The sequence below is a fragment of the Pantoea sp. AS142 genome (assembly GCF_037152305.1).
Classification (GTDB): domain Bacteria; phylum Pseudomonadota; class Gammaproteobacteria; order Enterobacterales; family Enterobacteriaceae; genus Pantoea.
The window spans coordinates 151,201-177,086 of sequence record NZ_JBBCMO010000003.1; the positions used below are offsets into that span (position 1 = coordinate 151,201).

Here is a 25,886-nt window from a genome sequence, read left to right on the forward strand (position 1 = left end):
AGGTCAATTACTCCGCCACGCAGTGAGGATTTTATGAAAACAGGCGGGCAGGATAAATCACTAACGCTGGAGAGTGTAGTTCAATTCTGTAGTCATCAGGTTGCAGAGTGCAGAACCGGCAGCAACTGGGGAGCCGGTTCTGCAGATTCAGTAAATAATGCCCGGTGGATTGACCGTGGAGTGAGTGATCGCTTCATCCTGTTCGCCCCAGCGGGCCAGCACCTGCTGATACTGCCCCCCCGAGAGGGTACCATCCAGTGCAGCCTGCAGCGCGGGTGCCAGACCATTACCCTTTTTTGTGGTCACGGCAACCCAGGCACGAAACGGCCCACTGCCCACCAGCTTTATCTGTCCGCGTGACGCCACTTTCCAGGCCGCCATGGAGTGGGGCCCGAACATCGCATCGGCGCGTCCCGACAGCAGCGTCAGCGTAGCCGATGCATCATCGGTGAGGTAAATCGGCGTCACGGCAGGCAGACCTTTAGCCCGGTTCTGCTGATCCCAGCTCAGCAATATGCGCTCCTGATTGGTCCCTGAAGAGACGATAATGCGCTTACCGGCAATATCCGCCGGGCTATTAATCACGCTGATTTTACTGTCGCTTTTTACCGCAAAGGCGTGGTTATCAGCGCGATAGGTTGCAAAATCGAACTTCTTCTTGCGCTCTTCAGTAACGGCAATATTAAACATTGCGACATCATAGCGTCCGGCGCTGATACCCAGCGGCCAATCCTCCCAGGAGGCAGGAACCAGCTTCAGCTTTAAGCCCAGGCTGTCAGCCAGCAGCCTGGCGATGTCCGGGTCGCTGCCGATCCGCGTGACGTTGTCAGAGGCCAGCAACGACAGCGGCGGTGAGTGGGTCGCCGAGGTCGCAACCGTCAGCGTGCCGGGTTCGATAAAGTGAAAGTCAGCCGGAATTTTCGCGATTGCCTGCGGATTAGCCGGGGCATGGATTGGCGTCTCGTTTTGCAGGACATCGAGTTTCTCAGCCGCCGAACAGGTCAGCACCGGGAGCAGCGTCAGCGCTGTTAACGTCAGCGCCCTCATAAAACGCGCGCCAGAAAACGGCGGGTGCGCTCATGGCGCGGATTGTTGAGCACCTGCGTGGTGCTGCCCTGCTCGACAATCCGGCCATCCACCATAAAGACCACGTTGTCCGCCACTTCACGGGCAAAGCCGATCTCATGGGTCACAATCACCAGCGTGGTGCCGGAACGCGCCAGCTTTTTAATCACATCCAGCACTTCACCGACCAGCTCCGGGTCCAGCGCCGAGGTTGGCTCATCGAACAGCATCACGCGGGGATTGAGCATCAGGGCGCGCGCAATGGCGATGCGCTGCTGCTGCCCGCCCGACAGATGACGCGGCCAGGCATCGGCTTTATAGCGCAGGCCGACAATATCCAGCAGTTCGCCCGCCCGCGCTATTGCTTCAGATTTCGTCAGCTGACGATGGGCAATCGGCGCTTCAATCAGGTTATCCAGCACGCTGAGGTGCGGAAACAGATTGAAGTTCTGAAACACGTAGCCGACGTTGATGCGTTGCCGCAGAATCGCCTGCTCTTTCAGTTCATAGAGCTTATTGCCGCGCTGCTGATAGCCAATGTAGTCACCGTCAATCTGAATGAATCCCTCGTCGACCCGCTCCAGATGATTGATGGTTCGCAACAGTGTCGATTTGCCGGAGCCGGATGGCCCCAGAATCACCGTGACCGATCCGGGTTCCAGCGACAGCGAAACATCATCCAGCGCTTTGTGTTTACCAAAACGCTTGGTCACGCCGGTAATGCTGATAGCACCTGTTGTGTGTGAAGTGCGGTAATCAATGGCTTCGGACATGGCTGATCTCCTCGGTCGGATGACGTGGCGTGACGCGATTGCGCCATTGTTTCCAGCGCGAAGGCTGAGGTTGACGGTTCACGCTGCGGGCCAGCCAGCGCTCAACGTAAAACTGAATCACGGACAAGACGGTGGTGATAATCAGATACCAGGCGGCACCGACCATTAGCAGCGGGATCACTTCCTGATTACGGTTGTAAATCATCTGGATGGTGTAAAACAGCTCGGGCATCGCCAGCACGTAAACCATCGAGGTGCCTTTTGCCAGACTGATGATCTCATTGAATGCGGTCGGAATAATCGCGCGCAGCGCCTGCGGCAGAATGATGCGAAAGGTCCGGCGCGAGGCGGACAGACCCAGCGCGGATGCGGCTTCAACCTGACCGTGATCGACGCCGAGGATCCCGCCGCGGATAATCTCCGCACTGTAGGCCGCCTGCACCAGCGTCAGACCGATTACCGCCGCCGGGAACTGGCCCAGCACGTTAATCGTCTGAAACGCGCCCCACGACAGGCCAGTAAACGGAATGCCAATCGACAGCGTGTCGTAGAGGTAGGAGAAGTTATAAAGAATGATCAGCACTACGATCAGCGGCAGTGAACGGAACAGCCAGATGTAGCCCCACGCCAGCGTGCTCAGCAGCCACGACGAGGAGAGGCGTGCCAGCGCCAGCAGACCGCCAAAAAAGAGGCTGAATATCGTGCCCAGCAGGGTCAGTAGCAGTGTCTGACCCAGGCCGTGCAGGATCACCGGATCAAAAAACCAGCGGGCAAACACGCCCCATTCCCAGCGCGGGTTAAAGGCCACTGACTGCACCACGCCCGCCAGTATGAACAGCGCCACGATAGCACCTGCGGTGCGTGCCGGATAACGCGCCGGGACCACCTGAAGATGTTGATGTTTGCTCATCGTCACTCCTTAACTCGCCTCAGCGACGTTACAAACGCCGATCACTTTAATAAAACGCAGGCGCCCGTCATGCGGCGGCTGGCCGTAACGCTCCAGATCGCCGCTCAGATCAAACTGTGGCTGATAGCCGTGACCGGTATAAAGGCGCACCGCCTCCGGCTGGCGAAAGCCGGTGGTGAGAAACAGCCGCTGATAGCCCGCCTGCAGGGCGCGCCGTTCCAGCTCCTGCAACACCACCAGCGCCAGCCCCTGACGGCGCAGATCGCTACGGGTCCAGATGCGCTTCAGCTCAGCGGTCTGTGGGTCATAAGGTTTGTAAGCGCCCATCGCGATGATCTCACCGTCGCGTTCCAGCACAATAAACAGCCCCTGCGGCGGCAGATACCATTCGGTCAGTTCCTGTTCTTTATGGCGGGCAAAATAGTCACCATAACGCGCGGAATATTCACCAAACAGGCCGCCCAGAATCGGTTGCAGCTCTGGTGCTTCGGGCGAGACCTCACGAAAAGTGGATTCACTCATGGTCAACTCCTTAGTCGCCCAGCCCGGCGGGGTTGATTTCAGAACGATCGATATGCTCAACACCTTCACCCCAGCGGTTCAGCACTTTCTGATAATCGCCATTGGTGATGACGCCATTCAGCGCAGTGCTGATCGGTTCCGCCAGACCGCTGCCTTTCTTCACCGTAACGGCAATGTGCGCCGCTTTTGGCCAGCCGCCATCCACACTGCCGACCAGCCGGGTTTTACCGGTCAGCGCCGCTTTCCAGGCACCAATCACGTTAGGACCAAAGTAGGCATCGGCTCGCCCCGCCTGCAGTGCCAGCGTCTGTGCGGCATCATCTTTGGCGTAGATCGGGGTAAAGGCTTTCAGACCCTTTGCCTGATTCTCTTTATCCCATGCCAGCAGAATCGCCTCCTGATTGGTGCCGGATCCCACAATGATCCGCAATCCGGCAATGTCTTCCGCCTTGGTCAGTGACTTAATCGGGCTGCTGGTTTTGACATAAAAGCCGAGTGAGTCTTTGCGGTAAGTCGCGAAGTCGAACTTCTCTTTGCGCGCTTTAGTCACGGTAATGTTGGAGATCGCCGCATCATATTTGCCCGAGGCCACACCCAGCGGCCAGCCTTCCCACGACGTCGATATGACATTGAGTTTTAATCCCAGGCTGTCAGCAACCAGTCGTGCAATATCCACCTCGCTACCGAGCAGGGTTTTGTTGTCATCGGAAAACACCGTCAGCGGCGGAGAGTTCAGCGCCGCTACGGCCACGGTAAAGGAGCCAGGTACCACAAAGTGATGGCCCGTGGGCAGTTGCGCGATGGCGTCGGGATTCTTCACCGTATTAATCGGCGCTTTATTGGCTTCCAGGCTGACGCGCTGGCCGTTATAAGAAACGCTGGTGCCTTCAGCCAGTACGTTGCTGCTGGCGGCCAGAATAAGCAGGGCGATAAGACGCGATGATGTTTGCATGGCTTGTGCTCTTATTGTGAGGTGAACTGATTAACGGGTTGTTTCAGGGCGAAGCTGTCGCGCAAAGTACTGCCCGGGTAGTCGCGGCGCGTCAGGCCGCGTGCCTGCAGAATCGGTACCACACGGTCGACAAAACGTTCAAAGGTATCGGGTGTGCCGCCGTTAATGATGAAGCCGTCAGCAGCACCGGTCTCAAACCAGTGCTGTAAGCCATCCGCCACCTCTTCCGGCGTGCCGTGGAACAACGGGCGCGGCGTTGCCGCTTCCAGCGCAGCCTGGCGCAAGGTGTGCCCCTGCTGCTGCGCTTTACGTTTGATCTCGTCGGTGGTGCTGCGGAAACTGTTCTGCCCGATATCACCGATGTCCGGGAATGGCTGATCCAGCGGGTATTGTGAAAAGTCATGATGGTCGAAGAAACGGCCGAGATAGTTAAGCGCATCGGTAATCGACACCAGCGCCGCCGTGGTCTGATACTGGCGCTCCACATCCTCCGCATCATCGCCAACGATCACACTGACCCCCTGGAAGATGTGCAGATCGTCTGGCTGACGGCCGTTCGTCACCAGTTGCTGTTTCACATCCTGGTAAAACGCCTGTGCTTCCTCGCGGGTCGGCTGATGGGTAAAGATGGCGTCCGCATGGCGCGCCGCCAGCTTTTTACCGTCATCGGACGCACCCGCCTGGAAGATAATCGGACGGCCCTGCGGCGTGCGGGCGATGTTCAGCGGCCCCTGAACCTGGAAGAAGTCACCGTGATGATCGAGCGTGTGCAGCTTTGTCGGGTCGAAGAACTGTCCGCTCACTTTGTCCCGCACAAAGGCATCCTGCTCCCACGAATCCCATAACCCTTTCACCACCTGCAGATATTCATCGGCGATGCGATAACGCAACGCATGCTCAGGATGTTTCTGCCGAGAGAAGTTTTTCGCTGATCCTTCCAGCGGCGAGGTCACCACGTTCCAGCCCGCGCGACCGCCGCTGAGATGATCGAGGCTGGCAAACTGACGGGCCACGGTGAACGGCTCGCTGTAAGAGGTGGAGACCGTGCCGACCAGCCCCAGATGTTCAGTGACACCGGCCAGTGCCGAGAGCAACGTCAGCGGTTCAAAGCGATTGAGAAAGTGCGGGATCGACTTTTCATTAATGAACAACCCGTCAGCGACAAACAGAAAATCGAGCTTGCCCTGTTCCGCTTTGCGGGCGATTTTTTTGGCGTACTCCAGGTTAATGCTGGCATCGGCCTGCGCCGCCGGATGGCGCCAGGCGGACATATTTCCTGATGCGCCATGCAGAATAGTGCCCAGCCGAAGTTGTCTTGTGGTCATGATGCTCTCTCTTTTTTAGTCGTAGCGATGCCCGACGACGGTTGTCAGAACAATCGTGTTTTAGCGGATTGCAGATGAATTCAGTTCAGAATGGCTTCCCGACATCGCGCATTGAGATGTTGCAGCGCCTGGCGGGCCAGTCGGGCGAAATAGTCGGCGGCAGGAGCAATCAGCGCCTCATCCGGGGTAAAGCTGGCATGGTGCAGACCAAAGTCACTGGCGCTGCCGATGCTGACAAACGCGCCCGGCACCTGTTGCAGATAGAAGGCAAAATCTTCACCCAGCAGATGCAAATCGGCGGTCTGCACCCGATAGCCCACCTGCTGCGCCACTTCACTGCTGAAGTTCGCCCAGTGCGCATCATTGATCAGCACCGGCGGGCCGGGATGCCAGCTCAGGGTCGCCTGCGCGCCATTGGCTTCAGCGAAGTGTTCAACCAGGTTGCGAACCCGTTGTTCCAGTTCGGCGCGCAGTTGTAAATCGTGGGTACGGGCCGTGCCGCCAAACTCCACGCCGCCAGGTAATACATTCCAGCTTTTGCCACCGTCGATGCGGGTAATGCTTAGCACCAGGCTGTCCAGAGCGTTGAAACTGCGGCTGGTGAGTCCCTGTAACGCCTGGATAATCTGGCTAGCGGTCACAATGCTGTCGACGCCCTGTTCCGGGTAGGCGGCATGGGCGCCTTTACCGGTGACGCGGATAATAAATTTGTCAGCATTGGCGTAAAAGGCCCCGCTGCGGGTGGCGAATGTGCCGACGGGCAGCGACGGCTCGTTGTGCAAGCCGAAAATGGCCTGAACTTCATCCAGCACGCCCGCTTTGATAAACTGACGCGCCCCGCGCGCTATCTCTTCTGCGGGCTGGAACAGGATGCGCACCCGGCCAGGCAGTTGATCGGCCTGTTCGTTGAGCTGTAACGCCGCGCCCAGCATCACCGCGCTGTGCAGGTCATGACCGCAGGCGTGCATCACGCCGGGATGGCGGGAGTGAAAACGTACCCCACTCGCCTCATGGATCGGCAGAGCGTCGATATCGGCACGCAGTGCTATCACCGTCTCTCCACTGCCAATCTCTGCCACCACGCCGGTCTCCAGCGGATAGTCTGGCAGCCGGATACCCGCCGCCTGCAACCAGCTACGCAGTCGCGCGGTGGTGGCGAATTCCTGACCCGATAACTCCGGCCAGGTGTGCAGTTCACGTCGCCATTCAATCAGTTGTGACTCTGGGTTCATGATGACTCTCCACTGAGGATCAGGCTGCAACCAGATGATGCGTTGCCAGCAGTTCAAGTGACTGCAGGCGGGCAACCGGCTCGGTAATCGGCGTGTCGATAACGAACTCATCAATATCGAAATTATGGTGCAATGCGTCCAGCTGGGCATGAACCTGTGCTGCCGTGCCTTTCAGCAGTGATGGCGTGCGCGGCTCAATCTGATAATCGCGGTATCCGCCCTGACGCACATAGCGCTCCGCCTGCTCAAGACTGGCGACATTGACGCCCGGTCCCCCTTTCACCGCCACATGGTAATGACGCAGCGTGGAAACCAGCAGGTCAGCCCCGGCGGGTGAGTCCGCCACCACCACTTGCACTGCCACCAGTGCGCGCTGCCCGGAACTCAGACGGGAGTAGGTACTCAGCGCGTGCTCCAGCAACTGACGATCGCCATTAAGGTGAGCCGCAAAGACAAACTGCCAGCCCAGACTGGCGGCCAGCCGGGCGCTCTCTTCACTGGCACCCAGCAGAAAACGGCTGACAGGACGTGACGGCAGCGGCGTTGCGGCTAAGCCCTCGTCATCGGGATGCGCCTGAGCGGGCGTCAGCCAGCTATCCAGCAACTGAAGCTGTTCGGCAAAGCTCCCTTTTTTCGTTGCATCGACACCCTGTTGCAGTGCATGGGTGGAGAGCGGCAGTCCGCCCGGCGCTTTACCTACGCCGAGATCGATGCGGCCCGGTGCCAGGGAGGCGAGCAGGTTAAAGTTTTCGGCCACTTTATAAGGGCTGTAATGCTGCAACATCACCCCGCCCGATCCGATGCGAATATGACGGGTCTGGGCAATGATCCAGGCAATCAACACTTCCGGTGAAGGGCTGGCGAGCTGCGCGGTGTTGTGATGTTCCGCCAGCCAGAAGCGGTGATAACCCCACTCTTCTGCCAGTTGCGCCAGTTGCAGCGTGCGCTGTAGCGCCGCAGTGGGCGACTCGCCCTGCAATACGGGTGCTTTGTCTAACAGACTTAATCGATATGCCATTCACCTGATCCTTATTGATTCCGGTTGCTGACCAGTGTGCTGCGCAGACGATTATTGGTAAAACATCATATTGTTTTATGCTTTATTGAATTCGTCATAATGGGAACGGCGTGAAGTAAAAGGCGTTGAACGGGTGCTGAAACAGAGATTTACCCCGCTATTTTGCGCGTAATTCTCATCGTTTACGGAGGTTTGCGTAATTGAAACCGGTGAAGTGGCAAAGGATTGCAGAAAAACGTCTTAACGTATCGAGATCTGACAGGCGTCATGTGTGAGCGTTAAAAGAATATCATCCATACGGCACTTTTAAGTTTTTTTACTAAAAAATCCTGTAAAGATAAAGTCAAAGTTGAATTGTCCGATTGCTGAGAAACCCCAGATGAGCGTGTGAGTAACGTTTCTGCAGCGTATTACAAAATATTTACTGAAAAGCCCGGAACGGGGTGGATACGGGCGAATTGAGCTGCTCCTGAAGCATTAACGAAAACTGTTCACGTAATGGAAGAAAATAACCTGCTATTGCCAATCTACGAGGCGTTGAATCCCACGGAGAAACAGAATGATGGGCATAATGAATAAACTGCAATTTTATTAGTCAATGTCTGGCGGAGAGAGTGTTTTCCATAAAGAATGCATCTTCGGTGAAAGCGAAAAATGTATGAGTCCCTATTATTCCGCCACTGGGTATCAGGTTATGTCTGCGTGCGAAATCGAAAAATGTGGAAAACCTTATCTTAACTTACCTGTGCATATTATTGAGAATAAAAGAGCTGTAGTTATACCCACGTTGCGTAATTTGGAGTTCATCCACGATTTTCGCAACGTCTCAGTGATTGAGTCGGGAAAAGTTCGTGCCCTTAAATTTAATGCTCCCTCCTCAGAAATAGGGATAGCAGATGATGGTTACCTGTTCGGACGGAAGCATTCCGTGCCACAGGTGACAACTGAAAAGCTCATATCCAATGCCTGTATGCTGCCAGAGAGCTGTGATCATTTTGTAATAACTGTCGAAATGCTTTGCGATGAGTTTCGTGAATGGCAGGAAAGCACGCTGGAGCTTATCGTCAATTAACCCGGCGAACTGCCTGAAGACATACGCATCAAATGGTGGCCTGCAGTCAATATTGTGCCCGCGCTGTTACCGGGGTGAAGCAAGATACTCTGCCATCCCTGACGTGGCCAGATATTGTTGCGTCCGGGATAATTAAACCCGTATCTGGGCAATGATAGACAGTGATCTTATCGAGTCGGCCTCTGATCCCTGGATGTAAGGAAGCGTGAATGCGCTTTTACCCTCAGCCACAACGGCAATACCCGTTCCCGGATAACGCAGGCAAGGAAGAGACGACAGCTTTCTTTAAACGCTGGCTTAGAACGGCGTCCTGCTTTTCTGAAATACCCTTTGTGGCTGCTGGGTGTTAACGGGATGATAGCGCGAGAAGTCTTTCTGCATCCCGCTTCACAATAAACCGACCCTTCTCACTGGCTCACTGGCACGCTTTCGTGCGACGCGTTTGCCCGGCAAATATTCACTTTTCTGACCCCCGCTAGCACTGATCATCGAAAAAAAAGACTATTCCGATCCTGAAAAGTGATCCACGTCACATTTTCAACATTAGACATACTAATAAATAAAATTTAACAACAAATCAATTGAATGATAATGATTAACATTTACACTCTCATCTGAATACAACAAAGCGTTAAACGCTGATTAATCCACAAATAATATGCGGTATTTACTCTTTTTGAGGTGAAAACACTAACCCATTTAGTGGTCAGGGTTCTTATCTGGTTAGTTAGTTTTATGTTTACTGGAGTTGTTGAGCGGACATCCAACACTGCTGACTTTGCGTCGGCAGGGTTATAGGTATTAACGCACAGGAACTGAACATGCTTTTACGCTCATCCACTCAAGCGGCACTGGAGCTCGCGCCAGCATCCAATGCCAGCGGTGCCGAAACGGCAATTTTTAACGATCAGCAACTGGCGGCCTGGTCGCAGCAGACTCAGGAGGTGCTGGCGCTGATGACCCGCACTGTAACCGGTGTAGAGAAGCCCTTCAGCGGTATTCTGCCACACGAACTGGCGGCGGAGTTCAGCGAGGTCGATCTCGACCGTCCGCTGGGTAATAACGATGCCGCACTGACGGAGTTGAGCCAGCTCTATCTTCGTGACGCCGTGTGGTTTCACCATCCTAAATACCTGGCGCACCTGAACTGCCCGGTCGTGCTGCCCTCTCTGATGGCTGAGCAGATTATGGCGGCGGTGAACAGTTCAGTCGATACCTGGGATCAGAGTGCCGGGGGCACGCTGATTGAGCAGAAGGTGATTGACTGGACGCTTGGCCGCATCGGTCTGCCTGCCGGATCCGATGGGATCTTTACCAGTGGCGGCACCCAATCTAACCTGATGGCAATGCTGCTGGCGCGTGACAGCTGGTGTGCGGCGCATCATAGCGGCCATCTTATTAAGCATCGCGGCCTGCCTGAGACCGCGTCGAAATGGCGAGTGTTTACTTCTAAACTCAGCCACTTCAGTATCCAGAAATCGATGGCGATTTTAGGGCTGGGCTATGACGCGGTTATCGCCGTTGACCACGACGCCCACTACCGCATGGATGCTGCATGCCTGGCGCAGGAGATCGAACGCTGCCGCAGTGAAGGACTGATTCCGATTGCCGTGGTCGCTACCAGCGGCACTACGGACTTTGGCAGCATTGATCCACTGCCAGAAATCGCCCGTCTCTGTGACGATTATGGTTTGTGGATGCACGTTGATGCCGCCTATGGCTGTGGGCTACTGGTCTCTGAGAATCATCGCTCACGTCTGAATGGCATCGAGCGGGCTGATTCCGTCACCGTCGACTACCACAAATCTTTCTTCCAGACTGTCAGCTGTGGGGCCTTCTTTGTACGAGACAGCCATAATCTGAAGCATGTCACGCACCACGCGGATTACCTGAATCCGCTCAGCGCACAGCAGGAAGGTACGCCTAATCTGGTTAACAAGAGCATTCAGACCACCCGCCGTTTTGATGCACTGAAAATGTGGCTGACACTGCGCGTGATGGGCCCGGCAGCGCTGGGTGACGCATTCGATACGCTGATACAGTTGACAGAGTCCGCTCATGAGCTGTTACGTGCGCATCCCGCCATTGAAGTGCTGCACGCGCCTGAGCTGACCACCCAGATTTTCCGCTATGTTCCCGGCAAAAATGCCAGCGATGCGCAGATCGACGAAATCAACGCCGCCATCCGTAAAGCGCTGTTCCGCTCGGGTAATGCTGTGATTGCCGGAACCAAAGTCGATGGGCGTCAGTACCTGAAATTCACCCTGTTAAATCCCACCACGACCGTCGCTGACATCGAAGATGTGTTGAGCCTGATTGCGCATTATGGCCGCGAACAGGTCCGTGCGTCTGCGCTGAGCGCGGCGAATCAGTGAGAGCTCTGAAATGAATAATCCCGTTTATGATTTTATTGGTATCGGCATCGGCCCTTTCAACCTGAGTCTGGCGTGTCTGAGTGAGCCAGTAGAGGGGCTGAACGGTCTTTTCCTGGATGAGAATCCGGGATTTGACTGGCACACCGGCATGATGCTGGAAAATGCCCATCTGCAAACGCCCTTTATGGCCGACCTGGTAACGCTTGCCGATCCCACCAGCCCCTATAGCCTGCTTAACTATATGAAGCAGAAAGGAAAGCTATACTCTTTTTATATCCGTGAAGACTTCTTCCTGATGCGAAAAGAGTATAACCAGTACTGCCAGTGGGCCAGTTCACGGCTCTCTAATCTACGCTGGAACAGCCATGTGGAATACGTCAGCTATGATGAGGCAGCCGGGATTTATAGCCTGCAGGTGACCGACACCATTAACGGTCAGAAACAGAGTTATCGGGCACGTCATCTGATCCTCGGCACTGGGCCTAAAGCCTGGATGCCGGAATGCAGCCAGCCGCACTGTCAGCACCTGACACACTCCAGTGACTATCTGGTCAACAAAGCGGCACTGCAGCAGAAACGTTCGATCACCGTGCTGGGTAGTGGTCAGAGCGCAGCGGAAATTTACTACGACCTGCTGACCGATATCGACCGCTTTGGCTATCAGCTCAACTGGATCACCCGCGCGCCCCGCTTCTACCCGCTGGAGTACACCAAACTGACGCTGGAGATGACCTCACCAGAGTGGGTCGACTATTTCCACGCCCTGCCCGCCAGCACCCGCGATGAGCTAAATGCGCGTCATAAAAATCTCTACAAGGGAATCAACAGCAGCTTAATCAATGACATTTACGATCTGATGTATGTCAAACAGCTTGACGGAGAGCTCAACGTTAACCTTTTCACCCACTCGGCCCTGACCGCTATGCGCTGGCTACCGCAGGGAGAATTCGAGCTGACGCTGCATCAGGAGGAGCAGGATTGCACCTTTACCCGTCGCACCGAAGGACTGGTTATGGCGACCGGCTATCACTACCGGCCACCGATGTTTTTAGAGGGCATCAACGCGCGCTTGCGCTGGGATGACAAAGGCCGCTACGACGTGCAGCGCAACTACAGCATTGACTATCACAATCAGATCTTTGTGCAGAACGCCGAGCTACATACCCACGGATTTGTCACACCGGATCTGGGCATGGCCTGCTACCGCAACTCGGTACTGCTGCGCGAACTGACCGGACGCGAGGTCTATCCGGTTGAGCGTCAGATCGCCTTCCAGACCTTTCCGGCTAAATCGGAGCGCTGATATGAATTCACAAACGCTGTTCAGTGCCGATCGTCCCGCCGGCCTGTTTACCCTCAGACCGATGCTTGAGAGCGATGCGCCGCTGATCCATAACTGGGTAACCCGCGATTACGCCCGCTTCTGGGGAATGCAGCAGCAGAGCCTGAAGCAGGTCGCTGAGTTCTATCACACGCTGACCGCTTCGGACCCCAATGCGGCGCTGATTGGCTGCTGCAACGACCAGCCAGTCTGTCTGATTGAGTGCTATCGCGCCTGCGACGATGAGGTTGGCAAATTTTATTCTGCCGCGCCCGACGATTACGGCATGCACATTCTGATTGCCCCTGTCAGCCAGCCGGTAAAGGCTTTTAGCTGGCAGGTCTTCACACTGGTCATGGACTACATGTTCAGCCGTCCTGAGGTGCGCCGTGTGGTGGTGGAGCCGGATGTGCGCAATGAGAAGATTCACATACTGAATAAGCGCGCCGGTTTCCGTTACCAGCACACTATCGATATGGGTCATAAAACCGCCTGGCTGGCTTTTTGCCAGCGGGAAGATTATCAACACGCGTTACTGGAGTCGCAGATTATGAACACCCCCTCTTCACTGATGAACGGCACACATCTGACAGGCGACGACTGGAGCCAGGCAAACCGCATGCTGATCCGCAAAGCGATTGCCGAGTTCGCGCATGAAAAAATCATTACGCCACAGCAATCCGGCGACGGCAGCTATCAGCTCGCAGTGCCGGGCGGTGAAGCGAGTTACCATTTTCGCGCCGCGCGGCTGGCGCTGGATCACTGGGAAATCGACGTTGATTCACTGCGCAAGCAGGAGAACGGGCACGATCTGCCGCTGGACGCATTGCAGTTTATCGTTGAGTTCAATGGGGAGATCGGCATTACGCAGGCACTGCTGGCGACCTATATGGAGGAGATCAGCAGCACGCTTTGCAGCAGCGTTTATAAGCTGCAGAAGAATAATCCCGACAGCCAGGCGCTGGTCTCAGCCGATTTCCAGACGGTGGAAGCCGCGATGACCGAAGGTCATCCTTGCTTTGTCGCCAACAATGGACGTATTGGATTTGATGCGCACGACTATCTGGCGTTTGCACCGGAAGCCGCCGCGCCCGTTCATCTCCTCTGGGTCGCGGTTCACCGCCGCAACGCGCATTTCTCCAGCCTGAGCGAGCTGAGCTATGAGCAGTTAATGCGTGACGAGCTGGGCGACACGACCGTGGAACAGTTTAATGCGCAGCTGGTGAATAAAGGGCTGGCGGTTGAGGAGTATATCCTGATGCCGGTGCATCCGTGGCAGTGGCAAAACAAGCTACTGACCGTCTTTGCGGCAGACATCGCCAGTCACGATATTGTTTATCTCGGTACCGGCGACGATGCTTACCAGGCGCAGCAGTCGATCCGCACCTTCTTTAACCGCAGCCAGCCCTCGAAGCGCTACGTGAAAACCGCCCTGTCGGTACTTAACATGGGCTTTATGCGCGGTCTGTCGCCCTACTATATGGCGACAACGCCCGCGATAAATGGCTGGCTGGAACAACTGGTCGCAGGCGATGCGTGGCTGAATCGCTGTGATTTCCGCATCCTGCGCGAAGTCGCGGCGGTCGGCTATCACAACCGCTATTATGAGCAGGCGATCAAAGGCGACTCCGCCTATAAAAAGATGTTCGCTGCCCTGTGGCGGGATAATCCTGCGGCCAGCCTGCAACCCGGTCAGCGTCTGATGACCATGGCCTCTTTCCTGCACGTCGATCAACATCAGCAGGCACTGCTGCCTGCGCTGATAGCGAATTCCGGTTTGCCCGCGAAGCAGTGGATAGAACGTTACCTGACCTGCTATCTCAGCCCGCTGCTGCACTGCTTCTATCAGCACGACCTGGTGTTCATGCCGCACGGTGAAAACCTCATCATGCTGCTGGAGAACAACGTGCCGGTCAGTGCATACATGAAGGATATCGGCGAAGAGATCGCCGTGATGAACCCGGATGCCGTGCTGCCGGAAGGCGTGCAGCGTCTGGCGGTGGATGTGCCGGAGAACCTGAAGCTGCTCTCGATTTTCACCGATGTGTTTGACTGCATCTTCCGCTTTATCAGCGCGATCCTGCATCAGTCAGGGACGCTGCCGGAGGAAGAATTCTGGCAGGCGGTGGCGCAATGCGTGAAGGATTACCAGCAGGCGCACCCGGAGCATGCCCTTAAGTTCGCGCGCTATGACATGTTCGCGCCGGAATTTACCCGTTCCTGCCTGAACCGCCTCCAGTTGGCGAACAACCAGCAGATGATAAACCTCGCCGATCCTGCGGAGAACCTTAAGTTCGCCGGAACCCTGGTCAACCCCATTGCCCGCTGGCGCTAAACGTTACGCTGTCACGAAATAATCTATGCGGTCACCCTGGTGGCCGCTTTTTTAATGGCCTTATCGCAGGTATCCGTAATGGCTTCTTTTGAACCAGTAGCGCACCTCACCGGGCGACAACTGATCTTTCCGCTGTCACTGGTATTATTTGAGCTCGCTACCTATATCGCCCATGACATGATCCAGCCCGGCATGCTGCTGGTGACGCAGGAATTTAAGGTCGGGCCGGAGTGGGTCTCCACTTCACTCACCGCCTACCTGGCCGGTGGCATTATGCTGCAATGGCTGCTTGGCCCCCTCTCTGACCGCATCGGACGGCGTCCGGTTCTGCTCAGCGGCGTGGCCTTTTTTATGCTCTCGTGTGTGGCGACGCACTGGGTGCAAAGCATTGAGCAGTTCGTCCTGCTGCGTTTTATTCAGGGGATCAGCCTCTGTTTTATCGGTGCAGTAGGTTACGCGGCTGTGCAGGAGGTCTTCACAGAGTCGCTGAGCATCAAAATGATGGCGCTGATGGCAAACGTCGCTCTGCTGGCCCCGCTGGTCGGTCCGCTGGCGGGCGCGGCTTTTCTTACCGTGGGTGAATGGCGCACCCTGTTCTGGCTCATTGGTGCTGTCGCGGCCCTCGCCCTGGCCGGGTTATGGTATGCCATGCCTGAGACGGCAGGGGATCGGCAGAAATCGCTGTCGCTGCGGTCAATAGGGCGTGGTTACCTGGTGTTGCTGAAGGATCGTCAGGTGATGCGCGGTTCACTGGCTATCGGGCTGGTCACCGTACCCTGCATCGCATGGGTCGCGTTATCGCCGGTGATTTTAATCCACGATGCGGGACTCAGCCGCATCGACTATGCGTTATTACAGCTGCCGGTCTTCGCCGCGATGATTGCGGGCAATCTGACGCTGGGGCGGTTAGCCAGCCGTCACCCCATTGAACAACCGTTACGGCTCGGTGCCTGGCCGGTCGTCTGCGGGCTGGCAATCGCAGGAACAGCTACCCTGCTAAATCCGCAAAGCTATCTGTGGCTGACCACCGGGCTCAGTCTTTATGGATTCGGAACCGGGCTGGTCAGCGCCGGACTCTATCGCATGACGCTTTTTTCCAGCCGTGCGGGGAAAGGCAGCGTGGCAGCGATGCTCGGCATGGTGAGTATTCTGATCATTGCGCTGGGCATTGAAGCCGCTAAAGCCGCCTATTTCCGCTACGGCACCGGGGGGTTCAGTCTGGTGAATCTGACCTGTGGCGTGCTGTGGCTGGTGCTGGTCAGCGCTTTCCTGCGTGCAGGTCAGCGGAAATTATGCGCGGAATAGCGATCCATAATTAATGAGCTGAAGGCAGTTAAAAATATCACCTGGCGGAATGGCAGAGAGTGATTTGCCATTCCGCCGGTTCTACGCACAGATGAAATCCCACTCATTCCCCGCATTTATTTTTTTCAGATAAGCTTTGACCAAATCGTTACTTTATCTGTGTGTTGCGTCATTCGATGATGATTCCGCCTGCTGAGGCAATTGATAACAAAGGAATTCACCATGAAGACGTTATTTCCCCTTACACCGCGCTCACGGACGCTGGTTTTTACTTTACTTGCCGGGACTCTTACTTTTAATGCGGCAGCCGCGCCGGTCAAAGGCGGCACGCTGATCTATCTGGAACAGCAGGCACATACCAATCTCTATCCGCCCGCCGGTGGCTTTTACCCTAATGGCGGCATTCTCAATCAGATCACCGATAAATTAACCTGGCAGAACCCCGAAACGCTGCAGGTTGAACCCTGGATTGCGGAAAGCTGGACCACCAACGCCGACAAAACTGAATACACCTTTAAATTGCGTCCGGGCGTGACCTTTTCTGATGGCACGCCATTAGATGCGAACGCAGTGGCGAAAAACTTTGATACCTACGGGCTGGGAAATAAAGCGCTGCGCCTGCCGGTATCGGAAGTGATTAATAACTATGAACGCAGCCAAGTTATCGACCCACTGACGGTGAAGTTCTATTTCAAAAAGCCGTCACCTGGGTTTTTGCAGGGCACCGCCACGATTGGCTCTGGCCTGATCTCGCTGAGTACGTTGGCGCGCAGTTTCGATCAGCTGGGTGATGCCCGTCATATCATCGGTTCCGGGCCGTTTGTGGTCAGTGATGAGAAGCTCGGTCGGGAAGTGGATCTGGTGGCGCGCAAAGATTATCAGTGGGGACCGAAAAACATTCAGCAGCAGGGGCCGGCCAATCTCGACGCGATTAAAGTGATTGTGACGCCGGAAGACAGCGTGCGCATCGGTGCACTGCTGGCGGGCCAGGCGGGGTTGATCCGTCAGGTTCAGGCCTACGATGAGAAGCAGGCTAAAGATCAGAACTTCCCGGTCTATGCCGCGCCGACACGTGGCGTCAACGACAGCCTGAGCTTCCGACCCGATAATCCACTGGTCAGCGATATCCGGGTACGTCAGGCGCTGCTGCACGCCACCAATGCGAAACAGGTGGTTGAGACGCTCTTCTCGCCGAACTATCCACAGGCCACCTCGGTCGTGGCGACCACCGCCGCCGGTTACGTCAATCTGGCGGACAAACTCACGTTTGATCTGGCAAAAGCGAAAGCATTGCTGGACCAGGCGGGCTGGCAACCGGGCGCAGATGGCATCCGTGAGAAAGCGGGTCAGCGACTGGCGTTAACCGTCTATGAATCGCTGCCGCAGCCGCAAAACAAAGAGGTACTGCAACTGGTGGCCCAGCAGTGGCGACAGGCGGGCGTTGCCCTTACCGTTAAAGCTGGTGATGCGGGCAGCAAAACGCTGGATAACCTCGATCCCCTTAAAACGCCGCTTAACGTCACCGAAGTCGGCCGCGCCGATCCCGACGTGATCAAAAGCAGCTTCTACCCTGCCAACCGTGACAACCTGCTGCAGAAAGGCGGCTCAAGCAACAAAGTGAAAAACTTCCGCGACGACAAACTCAATGAGCTGCTGGTGGCGATCTCCGCTGAGGTTGATCCCGCAAAACGGCTGCAACTGACCGGTGACGTTCAGCGTTATCTGCTGGATCAGGCTTATGTGATTCCGATTTTCGAAGAGCCGCAGGTTTATGCTGGCGCGCCCTGGCTGAAAGGCGTCAGTTTTGAAGCGGTGGGCCGTCCGGCACTGTATAGCGCCTGGCTGGAAAAACAGTAAGCGGGAGGTAAAGATGCGTCATTATCTGCTGCAACGCGCTGGCCTGGGACTTCTGGTATTGTGGGCCGCGTTTACCCTGTCATTTGTGCTGTTGCAGGTGCTGCCCGGCGATGCGGTGCTGATCAAGTTTCAGAATCCCGATCTTGGCCTGAGCCCACAGCAGATTGCTGAGATGCGTCAGGCCTATGGCGCGGACAGCCCGCTGTGGCAGCAATATCTGCACACGCTGTTGGCGATGTTGCGTGGCGATTTCGGCTATTCCGTTCAGGCGGGCGTGCCGGTCAATGAACTGCTGACCAGCAACCTGCCCGGCACGCTGCGTCTTGCCCTGTGCGGTTTTTTGCTGGCGACGCTGCTGGCATTTTTGCTGGCGACACTGTCGCGGCTACCTGCCCTGCGCGGCCTGCGCAATTTGCTTCAGTCACTGCCCGCGCTGTTTATCTCCGTTCCGACCTTCTGGCTCGGCATCGCCCTGATTCAGCTCTTCTCATTTCAGCTGCGCTGGATCCCGGTGATCAATCCTTCGCCGTGGCAGGGACTGATTCTGCCCATTATCACGGTTGCCGTGCCTATCTCTGCGCCGCTGGCACAGATTCTGCTGCGCAGTATTGATGAGGTTTCAACCCGACCTTTTGTGGCCGTGGCGCGCGCTAAAGGGGCCAGCGAGCAATATGTATTGTGGCGGCATATCCTGCGCAACGCCATGCTGCCGGTGCTCACCGTCGCGGGCCTGCTGCTGGGCGAACTGATTGCCGGCGCACTGATTACAGAAACCGTGTTTGGCCTGGGCGGTCTGGGCCAGCTGACGCAGCAGGCGGTAAACAATCAGGATGTGGCGGTGTTGCAGGCGGTGGTGATGATCTCCGCGCTGGGTTTTGTGGTGATCAATCTGCTGGTGGATCTGTTGATGCCCTTGTTTGACCCGCGTTTACAACTGTTACGAGGTGCAACATGAGCCTGGTTGATTACGCTGCCGCCCGGCAACCCGTGGTGTCGAAGAGACGCAGTGTGCGTTTCGCGCCGGGCCTGTGGCTGGCCGTACTGGTCATGCTGCTGGCCATCCTGGCGGCATTATTCCCGTTACTCTTTACCCAGGCCAGCCCGGTTGAAGGGGTTGCGGGCGCACAGCGACTGGCTCCGCAGGCCGGACACTGGCTGGGCACCGATCAGCTCGGCCGTGATCTCTTTGCTCGTATTGTCTATGGCGCATCCCATTCGCTCTCTGCCGCAATAATGGCGGTGACGATTGGACTGCTGGCCGGTACCGCGTTGGGCGTACTCGCCGGTGCCCTGGGCAGTAAAACCGAATCAGTATTGATGCGTGCAGTGGATGTCCTGCTGGCCATTCCAGCGTTGCTGCTCTCCCTGAGCGTGTTAATTTTACTGGGCTTCGGCACTCTGAATGCCGCCCTCGCGGTGGGCATCGCCTCCGTCGCGAGCTTTGCCCGGCTGGCGCGCGCCGAAGTAGTGCGCATCCGTCACAGTGAATATGTTGAAGCGGCTTACGGCAGCGGCGGCCGCTTTTTCAGCGTGCTGTGGCGTCATATTCTGCCCAATGCACTGATGCCAGTGATCGCTTATGCCGCCCTGCAGTTTGGACAGGCGATTCTGGCGCTGTCGACCCTGAGCTTTCTCGGCTACGGCACCCCGCCGCCTGTGCCGGAATGGGGTCTGTTAATCGCTGAAGGACGGAATTATCTGGCTACCGCCTGGTGGCTGACCACATTCCCTGGTGTGGTGGTGGTCGCTGTAGTGCTCGCCGCCAACCGCATCAGCCAGCAACTTTCAGGAGGACGCCGATGAGCGCTCAGCCGTTACTCGCGGTCAACAATCTGACGCTAAGCTATCGCAGTGGCAACCGTTGGCAGCCGGTGGTGCATAACATCAGCTTCGAACTGCATGCCGGTGAGATGGTCGCGCTGGTCGGGGAGTCCGGTTCCGGTAAGACCACCACGGCGCAGGCGATAATGGGCCTGATGGCGGAAAATGGCCGTCGCGACGCAGGCGAAATCCGGCTCAATGGCGTGGATATCAGTCAGTGGTCGCAACAGCGCATTGATACACTGCGCGGTGCGCGTATCAGTCTGGTGCCACAGGACCCCGGCAACTCTCTGAATCCGGTTAAAACGGTCGGCGAACAGGTTGAAGAAATTCTGCGGCTGCATCTGCGATTACCGGCAGTACAGCGCCAGCAGCGGGTGATCGATCTGCTGAGCCGCGTAGGTCTCAGCCACCCGGAACAGCGGGTTAAGCAATATCCGCATCAGCTGTCGGGCGGCATGAAACAGCGGGTGCTGATCGCCATTGCCCTGGCCCTGCAGCCGGAAATGATCATTGCGGATGAGCCGACCAGCGCACTGGATGTCACGGTGCAAAAACGCATTCTCGATCTGCTGGACACTCTGCGGCATGAATCCAATACCGCCGTGCTGTTTGTCACCCACGACCTGGCGCTGGCGGCTCAGCGCGCAGACCGCATTATTGTGTTTCGCCACGGTGAGATTCAGGAATCGGGGCGCACCGCGCAGCTGATTAGCGCGCCATCACACCCCTACACCCGTCAGTTACTGAATGATGCGGCACCAAAGCGGCCCACCCGGATTAAACCTGCTGCCGCCCGTTTTTCTGCGCCTGCAATCCGGGCAACTGGCGTCATGAAAAGCTTTTCGCTTGGCAAACTGCAGCGTTTACAGGCGCTGAACAACGTCAGTTTTCAGGTGGCGCGTGGCACCACGCATGCGCTGGTGGGCGAGTCCGGTTCCGGCAAAACCACGCTGGCACGCATCGTTATGGGTTTTGAAACCGCCGATAGCGGTGAGGTGACGCTGGATGGCATTGTGGTCAACGGATTACGCGGCGAAGCCTTGCGTCAGTTGCGCCGTAAGATCCAGTTTGTCTATCAGAACCCGTTTGCTTCGCTCGATCCACGTCAGACGCTGTTTGCGATCATCGAAGAACCGCTACGTAATTTTGAACAACTGCCCCGCGGCCAGCGCCGCAAGCGGGTAGAAGCGATCACCACGCGAGTGGCGCTGCCGCTCTCTTTGTTGTCACGCCAGCCTCACGAGCTATCCGGCGGTCAGCGGCAGCGTGTCGCGCTGGCGCGTGCGCTGATCTGTGAGCCGGAGATACTGGTGCTGGATGAAGCAACCTCGGCATTGGACGTTACGGTGCAGGCGCAAATCCTCGACCTGCTGCAGCAGCTTCAGGTCGAACTGGGTCTGACCTACCTGTTTATCACGCACGACCTGACGACGGTGCGACAGATTGCCGACAGCGTCACGGTGTTAAAAGCGGGCGAAGTGGCGGAGCAAGGTGACGTTGTCACGATATTCACTGCGCCGACGCATCCCTACACACGCGAATTGATTGCGGCTATTCCTCCGATCGTTCCATTAACTCACAAGGAGTCAGCATGAGCCGACGTCTCGGATTTTTTAGCCGGCTGCTGGATAAAGTTCCGGCGAAACAGCGCTATCAGCTGGCCACCGAACAGATTCAGCATGCCGAACGATGCGGATTTGATACTGCCTGGATTGCCCAGCACCACTTTCATCAGGATGAAGGCGGCCTGCCCTCACCGCTGGTCTTCCTGGCGCATGCCGCCGCACAGACCCGCACCATCCGGCTCGGCACCGCCATCATCACGCTGCCGATGGAGAATGCACTGCGGGTGGCTGAAGATGCCGCGGTACTCGATCTGCTGGCAGATGGCCGACTGGAGATCGGGCTGGGATCGGGCGGCACGCCAGACTCGTTTTTGCCGTTTGGCCTGACCTTTGCTGAACGCAGTGCCGCGTTTGCAGATAATCTGCATACGCTGCTCAGCGCCTGGCGCGGTGATTCGCTGGGGCATCCGGATAATCATCTCTATCCTGCCGCGCCGCAGCTGGCCAGACGGGTTTGGATCGCCACCTTTTCAGTAGAAGGCGCGATCCGTGCAGCACAGGGCGGACATGGTCTGATGCTATCGCGCACCCAGCCACGCCCGACGGGCCAGCCCGGACTCGCGCTCGATGCGCTGCAGAATCCGCTGATCGATGCCTATCTTGCGGCACTCCCTGTGGGGATTGCGCCACGGATTCTCGCCTCCCGCACCGCCTTTGTCGCCGATTCTGATCACTACGCGCGTCAGGTCGCTGAACCGGGCATTCGCAAGCAGGCCGCCCAGTACCGTGGTGAATTACGCGGGGAAAGCGTTGATGACCTGCTGGGGCAGTTTGATGCTCATGTCGGCGGTATTGAGCAGGTAGAGCGATCACTGGCGCAGGACAGCGTGCTGGCACGCGTCACTGACATCTCTTTCCAGGTGCATTCGGTTGAGCCTTCGCATGCCGACACGCTGCGCTCGATAGAACTGATTGCCGAACATCTTGCGCCCGCGCTTCGTACCGCTGGCGAACCCCACAGGAGAATTTCATGAGTCAACATGACGATTTGATCGCCACGCTGGCGGATATCAATCCCGCGTCCGATCTGGCCCAGGCGCGCCAGACACGTCACGCCGCCACCCTTCATGCCCAGGGAAGCTACAACGTGCTGTTTAACCAGGGTGATGCAGATTTCCCCTTAGCGGAGCGCCGTCTGCTGGCCGCACAGGTTGCAGGCTGGCATGCGCAGCCAGGCCTGCAGGCACACTATCAGCCGCAGCAGACACAGCCCGAGAGTGATTGGATCATAGCGGCACAGGCTTTTGCCCATCGCCTGACCTTTAAACCGGTTGCCGCTGCGCCTGCCCATCTTGAAGCCCTGAAACAGGCGGGCTGGAGCCTACGCGGCATCGTCACACTGGCGCAACTGGTCGCGTTCGTCAGTTTTCAGAGCCGGTTGCTGGCGGGTCTGCGCAGTCTACAGGGCGATGAGGCATTGGGCGAGGTTCCCCCTGTCGTGGCCGGTCACTGGCACGAGGCATTATGGACCGCCAGCGGCAAAACGGCCCTGACCGCGTTTACTCAACGTGAACTCGGCTGGGAGCCGTGGCTGCCCGCAAAACCACTGGCTGAATTCAGCGAGGACGAACAGGCGACGCTGGCAAAATTCGGCCACACCAACTCCGACTATTTTCGCCTGCTGGCACGTAACCTGCCCTTGCTGGAGCAGCGTACCCTGACCGATAAGGGCATTTTTTATACTCCGGGAGGGCTACCACGTGCCGAGCGCGAGCTGGCCGCCACCGTGGTAAGTAAGGTCAACGGCTGCATTTACTGCGCCTCGGTTCATGCCCGTAAAGCCAGCCAGCTCTCAAAGCAGGATGAGGCCGTTCAAAAGCTGCTGAACGTCGCGCCCGGCGCGGTATTATCCCACGGACACGCCCCCCGCTGGCAGGCGATCATCGCCTTTTCGGCGGCGCTGTCGCTGACCCCGGCACAGCCTGCACAGTCGCAGATCTCTGCATTGCGCGAACAGGGTCTGGATACGCTCGCCCTGCTCGACCTGATTCAATCAACGGCCTTCTTTGCCTGGGCCAATCGCCTGATGCTGACGCTAGGCGAGCCTTTTCTGCCGGAATAACAGGGATAATCATGACATTGCCTTTAACCGAACAACTGGTGCAGTGGCGTCGCGAACTGCATCAACATCCAGAACTCTCAAACCATGAATTTGCCACTACTGAACGCATTACCCGCTGGCTGAAGCAGGCCGGAATCCGGCTATTGCCGCTGGGGCTGAAAACCGGCGTAGTGGCAGAAATCGGTCACGGCGCAGACCTGATCGCCCTGCGCGCCGACATCGATGCGTTACCAATAGAAGAAATTACCGAACGTCCATGGCGATCGCAGCAGCCGGGTGTGATGCACGCCTGCGGTCATGACGTTCACAGTGCCGTGATGTTAGGCGTCGCCCTGCAACTGAAACAGCAGGAAGCCACGCTGCCTGGCCGGGTACGTATTCTGTTTCAGCCCGCCGAAGAGACTTTCAATGGCGCGCAACAGTTGATAGAGGCCGGTGCCCTGGAAGGTGTGAAGGCGATTTTTGGCCTGCATAACGCGCCAGACCTGCCGCTGGGCACGCTACGTAGTCGGGCGGGTGCGTTTTATGCCAACGTCGATCGCTTTGTGATCCGCGTTGAAGGTAAAGGCGCGCATGCGGCACGACCTCAGGAGGGCATCGATTCGATCGTAATTGCCAGCCATATTGTGACCGCCTTACAGACCCTGCCGAGCCGGGTGTTCAGCTCGCTGGAGACGGTGGTGCTGAGCGTGACGCGCTTTACCGCCGGAAATACCTGGAACGTGTTACCGCAAAGCGTTGAGCTTGAGGGCACCGTGCGTACCCACAACAATGAGATCCGGGCGCAGATCCCACACCGCATCCGATCGCTGATTCAGGGCATAGCCGCCGGATTTGGCGCGACCGCTGAGCTGGAGTGGACCGAGGGGCCGCCGGCCCTGATTAACACGCCAGGCTGGGTGGATGTGGCTCTGGACGTTGCACAACAGAGCGGCTATCACGCAGAACAAGCTGAGTCGCCGCAGATGGGTGGGGAAGATTTTGCCTTTTATCTGAAACAGGTGCCGGGCGCGTTTGTCAGCATCGGCAGCGCCAGCGAATTTGGCCTGCATCACGCCGCTTTCGATCCGGATGAAGCGTTGATCGGGCCGGCGGTTGAATACTTCACGCAGCTGGTGCCACGCGCGTTGCAGATTGTGGCGGCACAATGACGAGAAAGAGGAGTGCGACTATGTCTGTTCAGGTTCCGCAACCGATTCTGGATCATGCTGTGATTAATGTGGCCGACCAACTGGACAGCGCCAGCGCCCGCTTTCGGCGGCTCGGTTTTCAGCTCACCGAGCGGGGTCATCACTCGCTGGGTTCGAGTAATCATCTGGCGATCTTTGGAGAAAATTACCTGGAGCTGCTGGGCTATGAGCCAGGAAAGGGCAGCCAGCGCGCCGATCTCTGGCAGTCGCCGCTGGGATTGAGTGGGCTGGTATGGAAAAGCAACGATGCCGAGAGTGAGTTTCAGCATCTGCAACGCCAGGATCTGGATGGCGAACCGCCAGCTGCATTTCATCGTCCGGTCACCCTGCCTGACGGTTCAATGAATGAAGCGCGCTTTCGTACCGTGCGGCTGCGCCCTTCGCTGGTCCCTAATGGCCGTAGTTTTTTTTGCCAGCATCTGACGCCCGAGGCGGTATGGCAGCCGGTATGGCAGAGTCATCCCAATGGCGTGCGTAATATCAGCGAGTTTGTGATTGTGGCGCAGGACCCGGCGCTTTCTGCTCAGGTCTATAGCCGCCTGTTTGGTGCGGCTAAAGTTATTGCCTGTCCCCAGGGTGCCTTTGTCCTGCGTGCCGGTGCTGCCACGGTGCGGTTTGCTTCGGCAGAATATGCGCAGCAGCGGTTTGGCCCGCTGCCCGAAGACTATGATGGCAGTGCCCGGATGGTCGCGCTGGGTTTTGAGACGGAGGATCTCGCCAGGATGAGGCGCGCGCTGGTGGCGGGTAAGATTGCATTTCAGGAGCAAGCGGAGGCCCTGGTGGTGGAGTCAGATGAGGGGTTTAACCTTGCGCTACGTTTTTCCTGAGTGCGGATTGTGGGAAAACTAACGCCCCGATAAGGGCGTTAGTGTTAACGAACAACGCTGGCGAGCTGTCAGAGATGCCCTGAACCCGAATGTTTCTGATATAAAATATCGTCAGCAATGTCATTTCTTCCGGTTGACAATAAAGGTAGCGATCGTTTTCTTCTCTATCCAGACGCCGCTCAGAATAAACGAAGATAGAGTGCATTTTCGTAAACTCAATAGCAGGCGCCTTTCCACTAAGATTTCTGCGCTTGCCAAAGCGGAACTTTACGGGCGTCTGATCGCCTTATTTAAAA

At 56.9% G+C, this 25,886-nt stretch carries 21 protein-coding genes; 13 read left to right on the forward strand and 8 right to left on the reverse strand.

Annotated elements, in window-relative coordinates:
• Window positions 1-147 precede the first annotated feature (147 nt).
• The 8 genes from WFO64_RS08690 to WFO64_RS08725 form a co-directional block, all read right to left on the reverse strand.
• Complete coding sequence (locus WFO64_RS08690) at window positions 148-1,047, reverse strand: ABC transporter substrate-binding protein (RefSeq protein WP_337010773.1); 900 nt, start codon at window positions 1,045-1,047, stop codon at window positions 148-150.
• Window positions 1,044-1,838 carry an amino acid ABC transporter ATP-binding protein gene (locus WFO64_RS08695; protein WP_337010775.1) on the reverse strand — a complete coding sequence of 265 codons (795 nt, stop codon included), beginning with the start codon at window positions 1,836-1,838 and terminating at the stop codon, window positions 1,044-1,046. The genes WFO64_RS08690 and WFO64_RS08695 overlap by 4 nt, the downstream gene beginning before the upstream one ends.
• A complete protein-coding gene (locus WFO64_RS08700) occupies window positions 1,822-2,748 on the reverse strand; it encodes an amino acid ABC transporter permease (protein ID WP_337010777.1) in 927 nt (308 codons plus the stop codon). Before WFO64_RS08700 ends, WFO64_RS08695 begins: the two co-directional genes overlap by 17 nt.
• 9 nt (window positions 2,749-2,757) lie before the next feature.
• On the reverse strand, window positions 2,758-3,270 hold the full coding sequence (locus WFO64_RS08705; RefSeq protein WP_337010779.1) for a GNAT family N-acetyltransferase: 513 nt from the start codon (window positions 3,268-3,270) through the stop codon (window positions 2,758-2,760).
• Window positions 3,271-3,280: 10 nt separating this feature from the next.
• On the reverse strand, window positions 3,281-4,222 hold the full coding sequence (locus tag WFO64_RS08710) for an ABC transporter substrate-binding protein (RefSeq protein ID WP_337010781.1): 942 nt from the start codon (window positions 4,220-4,222) through the stop codon (window positions 3,281-3,283).
• An 11-nt stretch (window positions 4,223-4,233) separates the two neighbouring features.
• The gene (locus WFO64_RS08715; RefSeq protein ID WP_337010782.1) at window positions 4,234-5,547 is read right to left on the reverse strand and encodes an LLM class flavin-dependent oxidoreductase; all 1,314 of its coding nucleotides are present in this window, start codon (window positions 5,545-5,547) and stop codon (window positions 4,234-4,236) included.
• A gap of 80 nt (window positions 5,548-5,627) precedes the next feature.
• Entirely contained in the window at window positions 5,628-6,779 is a 1,152-nt protein-coding gene (locus WFO64_RS08720) for an amidohydrolase (protein WP_337010784.1), read from the reverse strand.
• A gap of 19 nt (window positions 6,780-6,798) precedes the next feature.
• Entirely contained in the window at window positions 6,799-7,797 is a 999-nt protein-coding gene (locus WFO64_RS08725; RefSeq protein WP_337010786.1) for an MsnO8 family LLM class oxidoreductase, read from the reverse strand.
• A gap of 658 nt (window positions 7,798-8,455) precedes the next feature.
• On the opposite strand from WFO64_RS08725, the gene WFO64_RS08730 reads away from it, so the two are divergent.
• The 13 genes from WFO64_RS08730 (at window position 8,456) to WFO64_RS08790 (ending at window position 25,590) form a co-directional block, all read left to right on the forward strand.
• Window positions 8,456-8,869 carry a hypothetical protein gene (locus WFO64_RS08730; RefSeq protein WP_337010788.1) on the forward strand — a complete coding sequence of 138 codons (414 nt, stop codon included), beginning with the start codon at window positions 8,456-8,458 and terminating at the stop codon, window positions 8,867-8,869.
• Between the two features lie 821 nt (window positions 8,870-9,690).
• On the forward strand, window positions 9,691-11,244 hold the full coding sequence (locus WFO64_RS08735; protein ID WP_337010790.1) for a pyridoxal phosphate-dependent decarboxylase family protein: 1,554 nt from the start codon (window positions 9,691-9,693) through the stop codon (window positions 11,242-11,244).
• 10 nt (window positions 11,245-11,254) lie between these two features.
• Window positions 11,255-12,547, forward strand: a complete 1,293-nt coding sequence (locus tag WFO64_RS08740) for a lysine N(6)-hydroxylase/L-ornithine N(5)-oxygenase family protein (protein ID WP_337010792.1) — start codon at window positions 11,255-11,257, stop codon at window positions 12,545-12,547.
• A gap of 1 nt (window position 12,548) precedes the next feature.
• Window positions 12,549-14,900 (forward strand): GNAT family N-acetyltransferase, encoded by a 2,352-nt coding sequence (locus WFO64_RS08745; RefSeq protein ID WP_337010794.1) that lies wholly within the window; start codon window positions 12,549-12,551, stop codon window positions 14,898-14,900.
• A 78-nt stretch (window positions 14,901-14,978) separates the two neighbouring features.
• Complete coding sequence (locus WFO64_RS08750; RefSeq protein WP_337010796.1) at window positions 14,979-16,205, forward strand: MFS transporter; 1,227 nt, start codon at window positions 14,979-14,981, stop codon at window positions 16,203-16,205.
• 222 nt (window positions 16,206-16,427) lie between these two features.
• Window positions 16,428-18,062, forward strand: a complete 1,635-nt coding sequence (locus WFO64_RS08755) for a TIGR04028 family ABC transporter substrate-binding protein (protein ID WP_337010798.1) — start codon at window positions 16,428-16,430, stop codon at window positions 18,060-18,062.
• 13 nt (window positions 18,063-18,075) lie between these two features.
• Window positions 18,076-19,017, forward strand: a complete 942-nt coding sequence (locus tag WFO64_RS08760) for an ABC transporter permease (protein WP_337010800.1) — start codon at window positions 18,076-18,078, stop codon at window positions 19,015-19,017.
• Complete coding sequence (locus tag WFO64_RS08765) at window positions 19,014-19,865, forward strand: ABC transporter permease (protein WP_337010802.1); 852 nt, start codon at window positions 19,014-19,016, stop codon at window positions 19,863-19,865. Before WFO64_RS08760 ends, WFO64_RS08765 begins: the two co-directional genes overlap by 4 nt.
• Window positions 19,862-21,481 (forward strand): ABC transporter ATP-binding protein, encoded by a 1,620-nt coding sequence (locus WFO64_RS08770; protein ID WP_337010804.1) that lies wholly within the window; start codon window positions 19,862-19,864, stop codon window positions 21,479-21,481. Before WFO64_RS08765 ends, WFO64_RS08770 begins: the two co-directional genes overlap by 4 nt.
• Window positions 21,478-22,485, forward strand: a complete 1,008-nt coding sequence (locus WFO64_RS08775; protein WP_337010806.1) for a putative FMN-dependent luciferase-like monooxygenase — start codon at window positions 21,478-21,480, stop codon at window positions 22,483-22,485. The genes WFO64_RS08770 and WFO64_RS08775 overlap by 4 nt, the downstream gene beginning before the upstream one ends.
• Window positions 22,482-23,573, forward strand: a complete 1,092-nt coding sequence (locus WFO64_RS08780; RefSeq protein WP_337010808.1) for an alkylhydroperoxidase domain protein — start codon at window positions 22,482-22,484, stop codon at window positions 23,571-23,573. The genes WFO64_RS08775 and WFO64_RS08780 overlap by 4 nt, the downstream gene beginning before the upstream one ends.
• 11 nt (window positions 23,574-23,584) lie before the next feature.
• Entirely contained in the window at window positions 23,585-24,724 is a 1,140-nt protein-coding gene (locus WFO64_RS08785; RefSeq protein ID WP_337010810.1) for an amidohydrolase, read from the forward strand.
• Window positions 24,725-24,744: 20 nt separating this feature from the next.
• Complete coding sequence (locus WFO64_RS08790; protein WP_337010812.1) at window positions 24,745-25,590, forward strand: VOC family protein; 846 nt, start codon at window positions 24,745-24,747, stop codon at window positions 25,588-25,590.
• Window positions 25,591-25,886 lie beyond the last annotated feature (296 nt).

Coding starts and splice junctions, on each gene's coding strand:
- WFO64_RS08765 (WP_337010802.1), top strand. CDS start 19,014: ATGAGCCTGGTTGATTACGCTGCCGCCCGGCAACCCGTGGTGTCGAAG.
- WFO64_RS08735 (WP_337010790.1), top strand. CDS start 9,691: ATGCTTTTACGCTCATCCACTCAAGCGGCACTGGAGCTCGCGCCAGCA.
- WFO64_RS08770 (WP_337010804.1), top strand. CDS start 19,862: ATGAGCGCTCAGCCGTTACTCGCGGTCAACAATCTGACGCTAAGCTAT.
- WFO64_RS08780 (WP_337010808.1), top strand. CDS start 22,482: ATGAGTCAACATGACGATTTGATCGCCACGCTGGCGGATATCAATCCC.
- WFO64_RS08755 (WP_337010798.1), top strand. CDS start 16,428: ATGAAGACGTTATTTCCCCTTACACCGCGCTCACGGACGCTGGTTTTT.
- WFO64_RS08785 (WP_337010810.1), top strand. CDS start 23,585: ATGACATTGCCTTTAACCGAACAACTGGTGCAGTGGCGTCGCGAACTG.
- WFO64_RS08775 (WP_337010806.1), top strand. CDS start 21,478: ATGAGCCGACGTCTCGGATTTTTTAGCCGGCTGCTGGATAAAGTTCCG.
- WFO64_RS08790 (WP_337010812.1), top strand. CDS start 24,745: ATGTCTGTTCAGGTTCCGCAACCGATTCTGGATCATGCTGTGATTAAT.
- WFO64_RS08705 (WP_337010779.1), bottom strand. CDS start 3,270: ATGAGTGAATCCACTTTTCGTGAGGTCTCGCCCGAAGCACCAGAGCTG.
- WFO64_RS08700 (WP_337010777.1), bottom strand. CDS start 2,748: ATGAGCAAACATCAACATCTTCAGGTGGTCCCGGCGCGTTATCCGGCA.
- WFO64_RS08690 (WP_337010773.1), bottom strand. CDS start 1,047: ATGAGGGCGCTGACGTTAACAGCGCTGACGCTGCTCCCGGTGCTGACC.
- WFO64_RS08750 (WP_337010796.1), top strand. CDS start 14,979: ATGGCTTCTTTTGAACCAGTAGCGCACCTCACCGGGCGACAACTGATC.
- WFO64_RS08725 (WP_337010786.1), bottom strand. CDS start 7,797: ATGGCATATCGATTAAGTCTGTTAGACAAAGCACCCGTATTGCAGGGC.
- WFO64_RS08730 (WP_337010788.1), top strand. CDS start 8,456: ATGAGTCCCTATTATTCCGCCACTGGGTATCAGGTTATGTCTGCGTGC.
- WFO64_RS08715 (WP_337010782.1), bottom strand. CDS start 5,547: ATGACCACAAGACAACTTCGGCTGGGCACTATTCTGCATGGCGCATCA.
- WFO64_RS08760 (WP_337010800.1), top strand. CDS start 18,076: ATGCGTCATTATCTGCTGCAACGCGCTGGCCTGGGACTTCTGGTATTG.
- WFO64_RS08710 (WP_337010781.1), bottom strand. CDS start 4,222: ATGCAAACATCATCGCGTCTTATCGCCCTGCTTATTCTGGCCGCCAGC.
- WFO64_RS08695 (WP_337010775.1), bottom strand. CDS start 1,838: ATGTCCGAAGCCATTGATTACCGCACTTCACACACAACAGGTGCTATC.
- WFO64_RS08720 (WP_337010784.1), bottom strand. CDS start 6,779: ATGAACCCAGAGTCACAACTGATTGAATGGCGACGTGAACTGCACACC.
- WFO64_RS08740 (WP_337010792.1), top strand. CDS start 11,255: ATGAATAATCCCGTTTATGATTTTATTGGTATCGGCATCGGCCCTTTC.
- WFO64_RS08745 (WP_337010794.1), top strand. CDS start 12,549: ATGAATTCACAAACGCTGTTCAGTGCCGATCGTCCCGCCGGCCTGTTT.